We start from the raw sequence: 13,002 nt of genomic DNA, 5'->3' as shown, positions 1-13,002 counted from the left end.
CGCACGGCACATGGAGAACCTCGGGGCCCAGGACCCGCGGTGGATAGGCGAGTACCGGCTGCTCGGCAGGCTGGGCGAGGGCGGAATGGGCCGGGTCTACCTGGCCCGTTCCGCCCGCGGTCGCACTGTCGCCGTGAAGCTGGTGAAGGCCGAACTCGCCCGCCACGCCGACTTCCGCAGCCGCTTCCGGCGTGAGGTCGCGGCCGCGAGACGGGTCGGCGGGCAGTGGACCGCCCCCGTCCTGGACGCCGACACCGAGGCCGAGGTGCCCTGGGTGGCCACCGGCTACATCGGCGGCCCCTCCCTGCACGACGTCGTCGCCGAGCAGTTCGGGGCGCTGCCCGAGCCCTCCGTACGGACCCTCGCGCACGGACTGGCCCTCGCGCTGCGCGATATCCACGGCGCCGGGCTGATCCACCGCGACCTCAAGCCCTCCAACATCCTCATCACCATCGACGGGCCGCGCGTCATCGACTTCGGCATCGCACGGGCGCTGGAGACCATCGCCGGCGTGGGCACCAATCTCACCGTGGCGGGCGGGGTCGTCGGCTCGCCCGGTTTCATGTCGCCCGAGCAGGTGCGCGGCGAGACCGTGACCACCGCCAGCGATGTCTTCTGCCTCGGGTCGGTGCTGGCGTTCGCCGCCACCGGCCGTCAGCCGTTCGGCAACGTGACCAGCGGGGTGCACGCCCTGCTGTACCGAATAGCCCAGGAGGAGCCCGATCTCGCGGGGCTGCCGGAGGGGCTGCGCGAACTGGTCACCGGCTGTCTGCACAAGGACCCGGCCGTCCGGCTCTCGGTCGAGGACGTGGTGGCGCGTACGGCCCCCGAGGCCGACCCGGCCGCCACCGGCACCTGGCTGCCGGGCGAACTGCTCGCCAAGCTCGGGCGGGACGCGCTGCAGCTGCTGGAGATGGAGGCAGACGCAGACGACCCGGACGACTCGGACGAGTCGGCGACGGACTCCGACACCGCCACGCTGAGGGCCACCGGACCCGTCAGAGCCGTGGCGGCCGCGGCGCCCGGCCCGGCGACACCGGGGACGCCGGGCGGTTACCCGGCCCCCGGCGCGCCCGGCGGGGTCGGCTACCCCGCCTCCGGCGCCCAGCCCGGGTACCCGGTGGCCGGTGGCCCGGTGGCCGGCGGGGCCGCGCAGCCCTGGCAGGCCGCCGCTCACCACCACTACCCGGGCCGCATCTCCTCCCCGCCCGCCCGGAGCCTGCGCACCTCGCGCGGCCTGGGTTCCGCCCTGAGGTGGCTGTTCGGCGCCTTCGCGCTGCTGTCCGTCGCCCACCTGGGCCTGAGCGGCACCCTGTTCAGCGCGTACGAGGACTACCTGACCGACACCGGTGCCCAGAGCGCGATCACCGACGCCAAGCACTCCTTGGAGATCTTCGAGGTCTTCACCGGGGTGCTGGCGATCCTGCTCGTCGTGATGTTCCCGGTGTGGTTCCGGCGCGTGTACCTGAACGCGACCTTCCTCGCGCCCGGCCGCCAGCGCTATGACAGCGGACTGGCGGCCGGCTCGTGGTTCATCCCGGTCGCCCAGCTGTGGATGCCCAAGCAGATGGCCAACGACATCTGGACCTCCAGCACTCCCCCGGGCACCCGGCCCGCCTCCCGCATGGTGCTGCACTGGTGGTGGGCGCTGTACGTGACGATGTTCTTCGCCGCCGCCACCGCGACGCTGGCGGAGCCCCTGGCCAGGTCGACCGAGGACAAGCAGGTGGTCGCCGGCCTGAACATCGTCGACGATCTGGTCTCGATCCCCGCGGCCCTGCTCGCGATGGCCGTGGTGGCCCGTATCACCAAGATGCAGCAGCCCCAGCGCTGGCAGCCGGAAGGGGCGGCCTTCGGGCCTCCCGTGATGCGCTAGGAGGCCCTTGGGCCCGGTCCGGGGCGTCCGGCCGTCAGAGGAACGAGTTGATCTGGATCGTCTCGTCGCGGCCCGGCCCGACGCCGATCGCCGAGATGGGCGCGCCCGACATCTCCTCCAGCGCCTGCACGTACTTCTGCGCGTTCTTCGGCAGCTGGTCGAAGGACTTGGCCTGGGTGATGTCCTCCGACCACCCCGGCAGCGTCTCGTAGATCGGCTTCGCGTGGTGGAAGTCGGTCTGGCTGTACGGCAGCTCGTCGACCCGCTTGCCGTCGATCTCGTACGCGACGCACACCGGGATCTGCTCCCAGCCGGTCAGCACGTCCAGCTTGGTGAGGAAGAAGTCGGTCAGGCCGTTGACCCGGGTCGCGTAGCGCGCGATGACCGCGTCGAACCAGCCGCAGCGCCGGTCGCGGCCGGTCGTCACGCCCCGCTCGCCGCCGATGGTGCGCAGCTTGTCGCCGTCCTCGTCGAGGAGTTCGGTGGGGAACGGGCCCGCGCCCACGCGCGTGGTGTAGGCCTTGAGGATTCCGATCACCCGGTTGATCTTCGTCGGGCCGACCCCGGTCCCCGTGCAGGCGCCGCCCGCGGTGGGGTTCGAGGAGGTGACGAAGGGATACGTGCCGTGGTCGACGTCGAGCAGCGTGCCCTGGCCGCCCTCGAAGAGGACGACCTTGCCCTCGTCGATGGCGTCGTTCAGGATCAGCGTGGTGTCCGCGACGAAGCCGCGGAGCTGGTCGGCGTAGCCCAGCAGCTCCTCGACGACCTGCTCGACGGCGATGGCGCGCCGGTTGTAGAGCTTGGCGAGGACCTGGTTCTTGAAGTCGAGGGCCGCCTCGACCTTCTGCCGCAGGATCGACTCGTCGAAGATGTCCTGCACCCGGATGCCGACCCGGTTGATCTTGTCGGCGTAGGCCGGGCCGATGCCCCGGCCGGTGGTGCCGATCTTCCGCTTTCCGAGGAAGCGTTCCGTCACCTTGTCGAGGGTGGTGTGATACGGAGTGATCAGATGTGCGTTACCGCTGATCAGCAGCTTGGACGTGTCGATGCCGCGCGCGTTCAACCCGCTCAGCTCGGAGAGCAGGACCGCCGGGTCCACGACGACGCCGTTGCCGATGACCGGGGTGCATCCCGGGGAGAGGATTCCGGAAGGGAGGAGGTGGAGCGCGTACTTCTGGTCGCCGACGACGACCGTGTGGCCGGCGTTGTTGCCGCCCTGGTAGCGCACCACGTAGTCCACCGAGCCACCGAGCAGGTCGGTGGCCTTTCCCTTGCCTTCATCACCCCACTGAGCACCGAGCAGCACAAGTGCGGGCACAGGCGTACACCCCTTCCGGGCGGGGCATGTCCAACGTGCGTGGAGGCTTGTGCCGCCACAAGAGCCGTCGAACCGGTGCCCCGGATAGACGAAGCCCCTGGCGCAACAGCGACAGGGGCTCTTGCACCGAGAGATTACCTGAGGAAGGACCGAGGTGTCGGCTCCAGATCCCTGGCAGATTTCCCCGGACGCCGTCCGGGGGCGCCCCCTGCTCGTTCTCATCGACCCCGCCGCCCGTCGAACCGACGGGGAGTCGGTGCGGATCGCGAAAGATGTGCTGTGTGCGGGCGCAGCAACGAAAATCTGCCTGCCGGAGGGGCCCGCGGAGGTCGAGCGGGCGCTCGCCCGCCGCGGCAGCCGCCGCCCCGTGGTGGTCGGTGACCACCGGGCCCTGCTGCGGACGGTGGAGCTGCTGCACCGCAAGCGGGAGCTGGCGGACGCGGCGCTGTCGGTGGTCCCGGTGGGCGGATCGGCGACGGTGGCCCTGGCCCGCGCCCTGGGCCTGCCCACGGACGCGGTGAGCGCCGCGAGGACGGCGCTCGACGGCACCGCGCACCGCCGTGACCTGCTGGTCGACGAGAGCGGCGGGGTGGTCCTGGGGGGCCTCAGGATCTCCGGTGAGGACACCGTGTCCGGCACCACGTACGGGACCGGAGTGGGGGCGGCGGGAGACGGGGCCGGGGCCGAGGTCGGCGGGTGCGGCTTCGCCCCGTACGACGCGGAAGACGCGGAAGACGCAGAAGACGCGATCGGCGCGGTCGATGCGGTCGGCGCGGGCGACCCGGTCGGGGCGGGCGACGCGCCGTACGGCGCCGGCGGGCTCGGCGACGGCGGGCTCGACGGCGCCGGGTCCGACGGCAAAAGGCCCGGCGGTGACGGTGGCGGGCCGGGCCCCGGGCGCGGCGGGCCGGGCACCTTCCCGGCCCCGGGCGGCCACCAGCCGTGGTGGACCCCCGCGGCCCGCACCGCGCGCACCGCGCTGACGATGCTGTCGCTGCCCGGCAGCCTCGGCCTGGGCGGCTCCCGGCGGCGCGTGAGGCCGCCCGCGCAGCGGCTGCGGGTGGAGGCGGACGGTGTGCTGCTGGCCGATCTGGACCGGCCGGTCGAGCGGATCTCGGTGTCCACGGCCACAGCGGGCGGCGGCCTGGCCGAAGTCGTGATCCATCCGCGCGCCGGCGCCGGCCCGGTCCGTGCGCGGGCCCGGGCGATCACCGTCTCCGGCCCGGACTTCCGCTACCGCGCGGACACCCTGACCCGCGGCCCGGTGCGCACCCGCACCTGGACGGTCCTCACCGAGGCCTGGCACCTGATGCTCCCCCGAGGGGGCTGAGCAGGGATGTTCGGCTTACCCGGCTTACCCGGCTTACCTGGCTTACCTGGCTTACCTGGCTCATCCGGCTTATGGCGCGCCGCTCTCCCGCTCCCCCGCGCCCCGCTCCTGCGCGGGGACGCCTTCGCGGTGGCCGCTCTCCGGGCGGGCCCGCCAGCGCGCCAGCATGGCGGTCAGCTCCGCCTGCATGAACTCGTAGAACTCCGCGGTCCTGATCGCCCGCGCCCCCGCCGGGGTGTGCGGACCGAGGATCTTCGCACCGTCGCGCATCGTGTGCTGCCAGCGCTCGAGGATCTGGTCGCGGTTGGACACGGCCTCGTACCAGACCTCGTTGTAGAGGCGGTACTGGTCGCGCCGCGAACCCGGCTCGCGCTCGCGCGTGATCAGGTTCACCTGGGCGAGGTAGCGGACGGCGCCCGAGACCGCGGCCGGGCTGATCTGCAGCAGTTCGGCGAGCTCGGCGGCGGAGAGCTTGCCGGAGTCGGAGGAGAGAAGGGCGGCGAAGACCCGGGCGCCCATCCGCTGCATCCCGGCCTCGGTCATGTCCGCGGCGAACCGCTCGACGAACTGCGACACCGCGTCATCGTCACGCTCGAAGTCCACGCCCACGCCGTCCCGCGGGCTTTCCTGCCGCGTCACCTCCGTCATCGCCGCCTCATCTCCTTTCGTTCACTCGTTCAATATCAGTTTATACACTTCGCTAACTTCACAATTTTGTGAAACTAGCGTAGCTTCAGAAGCATGACAACGGCAATCTCCACCTCCGGCCTCCACAAGTCATTCGGCCGCACCCATGCGTTGGACGGCCTCGACCTGGAGGTCGAGACAGGCGAAGTCCACGGCTTCCTCGGGCCCAACGGGGCGGGGAAGTCCACCACCATCCGCGTCCTGCTCGGCCTTCTGCGAGCGGACAGCGGAGCGGTCCAGCTCCTGGGCAAGGACCCGTGGCACGACGCGGTCGAGCTGCACCGCCGCATCGCCTACGTACCCGGCGACGTCACCCTGTGGCGCAACCTCAGCGGCGGCGAGGTCATCGACCTGTACGGGCGGCTGCGCGGCGGTCTCGACCAGGACCGGCGCGCGGAGCTGCTGGAGCGGTTCGAACTCGACCCCACCAAAAAGGGACGCACCTACTCCAAGGGCAACCGGCAGAAGGTCGCGCTGGTCGCCGCCTTCGCCTCGGACGTCGACCTGCTGATCCTGGACGAGCCCACGTCCGGGCTCGACCCCCTCATGGAGGAGGTCTTCCGCGACTGCGTCATCGAGGAGCGCGAGCGGGGCCGCACGGTGCTGCTGTCGAGCCACATCCTCAGCGAGGTCGAGGCGCTGTGCGAGCGGGTCAGCATCATCCGCAAGGGCCGCACCGTCGAGACCGGCTCGCTCGCCGAGCTCCGCCACCTCACCCGCACCTCCGTCACCGCCGAGCTGGTCGGCCCGCCCAACGGCCTGTCCAGCCTCCCCGGCATCCACGGCCTCGACATCCAGGGCAAGCGCGTCAAGCTCCAGGTCGACACCGACAAGCTGGACGCCGTGCTGCGGCAGCTCAGCGAGTCGGGCGTGCGCAGCCTGACCAGCACCCCGCCCACCCTCGAGGAGCTGTTCCTGCGCCACTACCAGGACGACATTCGCGACGAGGCAGAGGTGGCCGCCCGATGACCGCCGTAGCCGACACCCGCGTCACGACCCCGGAGCGCACCGGCTCCCGGGACCTGGCCGGCACCGGCACACTGCTGCGGCTCGCCCTGCGCCGCGACCGGGTCATGATGCCGGTGTGGGTGCTGGCCATCGCCGCGACCGCCAGCAGCACCTACAGCCGGATGAAGAGCACGTACGACACGGCCGCCGACCGCGCCAAGGCCGTGGCCGACATGAACGGCAACAGCTCGATGCGGTCCATGCTCGGCACCGCGTTCGGCGACTCGTACGGAGCCCTCACCGCCTGGCGCGTGGGTGTCTTCCTCGCCGCCTTCGCCGCGATCATGAGTGTGCTCCTGGTGATCCGGCACACCCGCGAGGAGGAGGAGTCGGGCCGCCAGGAGGCACTGTCGGCCGGTATGGTCGGCCGCCGCGCCGGTCTGACCTCCGCGCTGCTCACCGTGGTCATCGCCAACACCGCCCTCGGCCTGCTGATCACGGCCACCCTCGCGAGCGCGGGCACCGGCGGCGCGCTCGCCCAGGGCCTGGCGGTCGGGCTCACCGGCCTCGCCTTCGGCGGGCTGGCCGCCGTAACCGCCCAGCTCACCGAGAACACGCGGCTGGCCAGGGGCATCGCCACCGGGGCCGTCGGCGTCGCGTACATGCTGCGCCTGGTGGGCGACGCCGCCAAGGACGCGTCGGAGGGCTCCAGCCATGTGCTGGTGTGGCTCTCGCCCCTCGGCTGGGCGGAGAACACCCGGCCGTTCGCCAACGAGCGGTGGTGGGCGCTCCTGCTGCTCGCCGCCCTGGCGGCCGCCGCCTTCGGCCTCGCCTACTCCCTCGCGGGCCGCCGCGACATCGGCGCCAGCTTCTTCGCTTCCCGCCCCGGCCCCGCCACCGCCGCAAGCTCCCTCAAGGGCGTCCACGGCCTGGCCTGGCGCCTCCAGCGCGGCACCCTGCTGGGCTGGGGCATCGGCATCGGCCTGTCCGCCGCCGGGCTCGGCGGCGTGGCCAACGGCGCCGACGACATCGTCGGGGACAACAAGAACAACATCGAGCTCATCGAGCGCATGGGCGGGGCACAGGACCTCAACAACGCCTTCCTCGCCACCATGGTCGCTGCCCTCGGCATGATCCTCACCGTCCACACCGCGGGCGCGGTGCTGCGGCTGCGCGGCGAGGAGACGGACCAGCGCGCCGAACCGCTGCTGGCCAACGCCGTCAGCCGGCTGCGGTGGGCCACGAGCCACCTCGTCCACGCCTACCTCGGCCCCGTCGTCATCCTCGGCGTCGGCGGCCTCACGATGGGGGTCGTGTACGGAGCGGGGAGCGATGACCTGGGCGGCGAGCTGCCGCGCATCCTGGGCGCCACGCTCGCCCAGGTCCCGGCGGTGTGGGTCATCACCAGCGTGGCGGTTCTGCTGTTCGGCCTGCTGCCCCAGTACACGGCGTCCCTCACCTGGGCCGTGGTCGGGGTGGTCATCGCCGTCGGCTGGCTCGGCCCGGCGCTCGACGCGCCCAAGGCCCTGCAGGACATCTCGCCCTTCGGCCATCTGCCGAAGCTCCCGGGCGAGACGGTGTCGGCCGCGCCCTTCCTGTGGCTCACCCTGCTGTCGGCCGTGCTGACGGCCGCGGGACTGTGGGGGCTGCGGCGCCGCGACATGACCAACTGACGCCTCCCGCCGGGGTGGAACCCCCGCCGTTGTCCACACCCTGTGGACAACGGCGGGGGTTCTGCCGTGCGGGGGTTCTGCCGTGCGGGGGTTCTGCCGTGCGGGGGTTCTGCCGTTCAGGGGTTCCGCCCCGCTGTCAGACCTCGACCAGCAGCTCCCGCAGCCCCCGGATCACAAACCCGGGGTTCCACCGCGGCTCCGCGGCCATCCGCAGCCCGGGCGCCCTCCGCAGCAACGCGCCGAAGGACGCGGCCAGTTCGAGGCGGGCCAGGGGCGCGCCCAGGCAGTAGTGGATGCCGCCGCCGAAGCTGAAGTGGGCGTTGTCCGTACGGGACAGATCCAGCCGGTCGGGGGCGGGGAAGCGCTCCGGGTCCCGGTTGGCCGAACCGAAGAGCAGCGCGACCTCGCTGCCGCGTGGGATGACCGTCCCGCCGATCTCGATGTCGTCCAGCACCCACCGTTCGAACAGCTGCAGCGGCGTGTCGTAGCGCAGCAGCTCGTCGACGGCGGTGGGCAGCAGCGCGTCCGGGTCGGACCGCAACAGCGCGAGCTGCTCGGGGTGGCGGAAGAGGGCCAGCCAGCCGTTGCCCGTGGAGTTGACGGTGGCCTCGTGTCCGGCGTTCAGCAGCAGCACACAGGTGGAGATCATCTCCTGCTCGGTGAGCCGGTCCCCCTCGTCGTACGCCGCGACCAGCCCGCTGATCAGATCCTCCCCCGGCGCCCGGCGGCGGGCGGCGATCAGCTCGCGCAGATACGCGGAGAACTCGACGGAGGCGCGGACCGCGCGCCGCGCGGTCTCCTCGTCCGGGTTGAGCTCGTACATCCCGCAGATATCCGATGACCAGGGGCGCAGCTGTGCGCGGTCGGCCGGCGGTATGCCCAGCATCTCCGCGATGACGGCCACCGGCAGCGGCTCGGCCACCGCCGCGACGAGATCGCCGCCGCCCTCGGCGACCAACGACTCGGCCAGCTCGTCCGCCAGCCGCGCGACGGTCGGCGCGAGCCGTTCGACCATGCGCGGCGTGAACGCCTTGGACACCAGCCGGCGCAGCCGGGTGTGGTCCGGCGGCTCCAGGTCCAGCATCCCGTGGTCGTTGAGCGTGTGGAACGGCTCGTGCTCGGGCGGCGGGGCGGTGCGGCCGAACTCCTCGTGGCTGAAGCGGTGCAGATAGGTGCGGCCGAGACGGCGGTCGCGCAGCAGGGCCCGGACGTCCTCGTGGCGCGGGATCAGCCACTGCCCGGACGGTTCGAAATACTGCGCGCGGCCGCCCTCGCGCAGCGCCGCGTACACCGGGTAGGGGTCGGCGACGAACGACGGCTGCCAGGGGTCGAAGGAGGCCGGGGCGGGCACTGTGCTGCTGCTCATGCCTCGGACGCTACCGCCTTTCTCCGCGGGCGTTCACGGGCCAGGTCGGCGATCTCGTCGGCGACCGTGCGTACGGCGGGGGCCGTGGGGTCGATCAGCGGGAAGTGCCCGGTCGCGGCGAGGCGCACCGCCCGGACCTGCTGCCCGGCGCGCCGCGCGGCCTCCGTGAACGCGTCCGCCACCCGCGGCGGTACGTCGATGTCGGTGGCGCCCTGCACGATGGTGGTGGGGACGGCGGTGGGGAGCAGCGCGGCGGGATCGGCGAGCGGCAGCCGGTCCTGGTGAATCTGGTTGTCAGAGGTGCCGGGGGTGTCGGGGGTGTCGAGAGCGTCGGGGAGGTCGAGGAACTGGCGGACGGCGTCGGAGCACACCCGCAGCTCGCGGGCGGTGGCGAAGTCCGCGATGGGGGCGAGGGCGACCACCCCGCACACAGGGGGAGGCGAGGGGAGATACCAGCGGCAGTCCGGCGGCAGGACATGGCGGGCCGCCGCCCACAGCGCGGCATGCCCGCCCGCGGAGTGCCCGGCGAGCACCACGCGCGCCGGGTCCACGGGCAGCGCCAGACCCCGCGCGAGCCCGGGCACGGTGTCCACGGCGGCCGCGATGTCGTCCAGCGTCTCCGGCCACCGCCCGGCCCGCGGCCCGGACCCGTCTCCCCCGTCCGGACCGCCCCGGCGGTACTCGACCGACGCCACCACGAACCCGCGCCCCGCGAGATACGCGGCGAAGGGCGAGAGATGGCGCCGGTCGTACGGGGCGCGCCAGGCGCCGCCGTGGAACAGCAGCACCAGCGGGGCGGGTGGCGCCGCCGCGCCCGCCCCGGCCCCGGCCTCGGCGTCGGTCCCGGCGTCGGTCCCGGCCTCGGGCAGATAGAAGTCGACCACCTGGTCGCGGTCGTCGCCGTACGCGGCGACGAGGTCGGGGGACACGGGCGCGAGGCCGAAGAGGGACGCCTCCTCGGCCTCGGCGGACGCGGCCGGGCCCGCTCCGCCGTCCGCCCGCTCACCCGGCCGTACGACATGAAGCCCCCCGCACGGCCGGGCACGGCGGCGCGGCACGGCTAGGCCACCTCCTCCGGCGCGCCCGCCAGCACCGCGGCCAGCACACGCGCCGCGCGCTCGGTGTCGGCGAAGCCCGTGTAGAGCGGGGTGAAGCCGAAGCGCAGCACATCGGGGCGGCGGAAGTCGCCCACGACGCCGCGGCGGATCAGCTCGGCCATCACCTCGCCCGCGTCGGCGCAGCGCAACGCGATCTGGCTGCCGCGCCGCTCATGCGCGGCGGGAGTGAGGGACTCGACGCGCCCCGCCGGGACGTAGGCGTCAACGCAGCGCAGGAAGAAGTCCGTCAGGGCGAGGCTCTTGACCCGCACCGCGGCCGGCGAGACGCCGTCCCAGACCTCCAGCGCGGCCTCCAGCGCGAGCATGGACAGGATGTCGGGGGTGCCGACCCGGCCGCGGAGGGCGCCGTCGGCCGGGGCGTACCCGGGCGCCATGGCGAAGGGGTCGGCGTGGGAGTTCCAGCCGGGCAGCGGGGAGTCGAAGCGGGGGTGGTGCTCGCGCGCGACGTACAGATAGGCGGGCGAACCGGGCCCGCCGTTGAGGTACTTGTACGTGCAGCCGACCGCGAGGTCGACCCCGTGCGCATCGAGCCCGACCGGCAGCGCGCCCGCGCTGTGGCACAGGTCCCAGACGACGAGGGCGCCCGCGGCGTGCACGGCCGCCGTGGTGCCGGGCAGATCGTGGAGGCGGCCGGTGCGGTAGTCGACGTGGTTGACGAGCGCGACGGCGGTGCGCGGGCCGACGGCGGCGGCCATCTCGGGGGCCGGCACGGGCCGCAGGGCACAGCCGGTCAGCCGGGCGGCCGACTCGGCGATGTAGCCGTCGGTGGGGAAGGTGGACTCGTCGACGAGGATTTCGTCGCGGGGCTCGTCACGGGGCTCGTCGCGGGCCGCTGACCGCCCCTGGGCGATCCGTACGGCGCCGACGAGGGCCTTGAAGACATTGACGCTGGTCGAATCGCCGACCACCACCTGCCCGGGCCCGGCGCCGACGATCCGCCCGACGCGGTCGCCGATCCGCTCCGGCGCCGTCCACCAGCCGCTCTCCTCCCAGGAGCGGATGCGCAGCTGTCCCCACTCGCGGGCCACGACATCGGCCAGCCGGGCGGGGACGGCGGCCGGCAGGGCGCCGAGCGAGTTGCCGTCGAGATAGACCGTGTCGTCGAGGACGAAGTCCGCGCGCTTGGCGCGGAGCCCGTCGGCGGCGTCCAGCTTCGCGGCCTCCTCGGCCAGCGGCCGGGGAGGCACGGCGGTCGCGTTCCGCTCAGACATGGCTGCGCGCCGTCCACAGCTCGGGGAAGACGTTCTTCGTCGCCCGCTTCTCCAGCCAGGCGACCCCCGCCGAGCCCCCCGTGCCGGTCTTGGCCCCCATGGCCCGCCGGGTCGCGACGAGATGGTCGTTGCGCCAGCGCCACACCAGCTCGGCGACCTCCGTCAGCGCCTCGCCCAGGCGGGCAGGCGCGCTGTCGTCGGGGCCGGAGTAGATCTCCTGCCACACCCGCTCGACCGCGGCGTCCGGCTCGTACCGCCGCGTGGGGTCGCGGTCCAGCACGGCCTGGGGGACCGCGAAGCCCTGGCGGGCGAGATAGCGCAGCACCTCGTCGTAGAGGCTGGGCTCGGTCAGGGCCTTCTCCAGCTCCGCGTGCACACGGGGCGCGCCCCGGTGCGGGACGAGCATCGACGCGGACTTCTCACCGAGCAGGAACTCCAGCCGCCGGTACATCGCGGACTGGAAGCCGGAGCCCTCGCCGAGCGCGGAGCGGTAGGAGTTGAACTGGCCGGGCGTGAGGTGCGCGAGCGGCTTCCACGACGCGTTGAGCGATTCGAGCTCGTAGGTGGAGCGCTTGAGCGCGGCCAGCGCGGTGGGCAGATCGTCCTCGCGCAGCGCCTGCGCGGCGGTCTGCCACTCGTGGACGATGACGGTGAACCACAGCTCCATGACCTGGGTGGTGACCAGGAACACCATCTCCCCGGGGTCGTCGGAGAGCGGGTGCTGGAGGTGGGTGAGCACGGACGCCTGGACGTAGTCCTCGTAGGGGGTCGTGCCTTGGAAGTCGAGATTCGGGGCGTCCGGCTCGGCTTCGTACGGGGCAGGCTGATGCGACATCGCCGTCTCCTGAGTCTGCTGCTACCGGGTAGCGGTCCGCCCCTTCGTCCTCGGCATCGGAGCCCCGGTCCCCTCGGGACCCGCCGTGGGCGGGCCCCGAGCGCATCATGCGTGTCATGCGCACTCATTCGCAAGTGCGCTGTCGGCCAGGAAGCCGACCCGGAGAACCGGAGAAGTGGACGGACCCCAGGAGAGCGACGGGCCTCAGGAGAGGGACGGGCCTCAGGAGAGGGTGTCCGCCGCCGTCGGGGAGCTCTCCCGCAGGAACGTCGAGCAGCGCTCGTACTCCTCCTGCTCGCCGATCGCCTGGGCGGCGCGGCCCAGCGCGTGCAGGGCACGCAGAAAACCGCGGTTGGGCTCGTGCTCGAAGGGCACGGGCCCGTGGCCCTTCCAGCCGTTGCGCCGCAGCGCGTCCAGCCCGCGGTGGTAGCCGGTGCGCGCGTACGCGTACGACTCGACCACGCGGCCGGCCTCGTACGCCTCGTCGGCGAGCTGCGCCCAGGCGAGGGAGGAGGCCGGGTACTTCGCCGCGACCTCGGCCGGAGCGGCGCCGGAGGCAAGCAGCTCACGCGGCTCGGGGTCGTCGGGCAGATGGGTCGGGGGCGGTCCCCCGAGCAGGTTCTCATGAATGGCCATGCCC

Annotated in this window: 11 protein-coding genes; 4 read left to right on the top strand and 7 right to left on the bottom strand. The window is 73.0% G+C overall.

Annotated features, from left to right (window positions below):
* Positions 1–10 precede the first annotated feature (10 nt).
* On the top strand, positions 11–1,876 hold the full coding sequence (locus ACFZDL_RS31320; RefSeq protein ID WP_353593958.1) for a DUF4328 domain-containing protein: 1,866 nt from the start codon (positions 11–13) through the stop codon (positions 1,874–1,876).
* Positions 1,877–1,910: 34 nt separating this feature from the next.
* Here ACFZDL_RS31320 and ACFZDL_RS31315 read toward each other — a convergent pair whose 3' ends face one another.
* Positions 1,911–3,194 (bottom strand): adenylosuccinate synthase, encoded by a 1,284-nt coding sequence (locus tag ACFZDL_RS31315; protein WP_353593959.1) that lies wholly within the window; start codon positions 3,192–3,194, stop codon positions 1,911–1,913.
* A gap of 154 nt (positions 3,195–3,348) precedes the next feature.
* Between ACFZDL_RS31315 and ACFZDL_RS31310 the strand changes: the two genes are divergently transcribed.
* Entirely contained in the window at positions 3,349–4,524 is a 1,176-nt protein-coding gene (locus ACFZDL_RS31310; protein ID WP_353593960.1) for a hypothetical protein, read from the top strand.
* Positions 4,525–4,593: 69 nt separating this feature from the next.
* Here the strand turns inward: ACFZDL_RS31310 and ACFZDL_RS31305 are convergent, their stop codons facing one another.
* A complete protein-coding gene (locus ACFZDL_RS31305) occupies positions 4,594–5,172 on the bottom strand; it encodes a MarR family transcriptional regulator (protein ID WP_353593961.1) in 579 nt (192 codons plus the stop codon).
* Between the two features lie 93 nt (positions 5,173–5,265).
* On the opposite strand from ACFZDL_RS31305, the gene ACFZDL_RS31300 reads away from it, so the two are divergent.
* Positions 5,266–6,180 (top strand): ABC transporter ATP-binding protein, encoded by a 915-nt coding sequence (locus ACFZDL_RS31300; protein ID WP_353593962.1) that lies wholly within the window; start codon positions 5,266–5,268, stop codon positions 6,178–6,180.
* Positions 6,177–7,832, top strand: a complete 1,656-nt coding sequence (locus tag ACFZDL_RS31295; RefSeq protein WP_353593963.1) for an ABC transporter permease — start codon at positions 6,177–6,179, stop codon at positions 7,830–7,832. The genes ACFZDL_RS31300 and ACFZDL_RS31295 overlap by 4 nt, the downstream gene beginning before the upstream one ends.
* 136 nt (positions 7,833–7,968) lie before the next feature.
* Here the strand turns inward: ACFZDL_RS31295 and ACFZDL_RS31290 are convergent, their stop codons facing one another.
* The 5 genes from ACFZDL_RS31290 to ACFZDL_RS31270 form a co-directional block, all read right to left on the bottom strand.
* Complete coding sequence (locus ACFZDL_RS31290) at positions 7,969–9,198, bottom strand: cytochrome P450 (RefSeq protein ID WP_353593964.1); 1,230 nt, start codon at positions 9,196–9,198, stop codon at positions 7,969–7,971.
* Complete coding sequence (locus tag ACFZDL_RS31285; protein WP_391193133.1) at positions 9,195–10,127, bottom strand: alpha/beta hydrolase fold domain-containing protein; 933 nt, start codon at positions 10,125–10,127, stop codon at positions 9,195–9,197. Before ACFZDL_RS31285 ends, ACFZDL_RS31290 begins: the two co-directional genes overlap by 4 nt.
* A 131-nt stretch (positions 10,128–10,258) precedes the next feature.
* A complete protein-coding gene (kynU, locus tag ACFZDL_RS31280; protein WP_353593966.1) occupies positions 10,259–11,527 on the bottom strand; it encodes a kynureninase in 1,269 nt (422 codons plus the stop codon).
* A complete protein-coding gene (locus ACFZDL_RS31275) occupies positions 11,520–12,362 on the bottom strand; it encodes a tryptophan 2,3-dioxygenase family protein (RefSeq protein ID WP_353593967.1) in 843 nt (280 codons plus the stop codon). Before ACFZDL_RS31275 ends, kynU begins: the two co-directional genes overlap by 8 nt.
* Positions 12,363–12,584: 222 nt before the next feature.
* The gene (locus ACFZDL_RS31270; RefSeq protein WP_353593968.1) at positions 12,585–12,998 is read right to left on the bottom strand and encodes a DUF3151 domain-containing protein; all 414 of its coding nucleotides are present in this window, start codon (positions 12,996–12,998) and stop codon (positions 12,585–12,587) included.
* Positions 12,999–13,002 lie beyond the last annotated feature (4 nt).

Source organism: Streptomyces sp. NPDC007917 (assembly GCF_042959105.1).
GTDB lineage: Bacteria > Actinomycetota > Actinomycetes > Streptomycetales > Streptomycetaceae > Streptomyces.
This window is presented reverse-complemented; position numbering and strand designations above follow the sequence as displayed.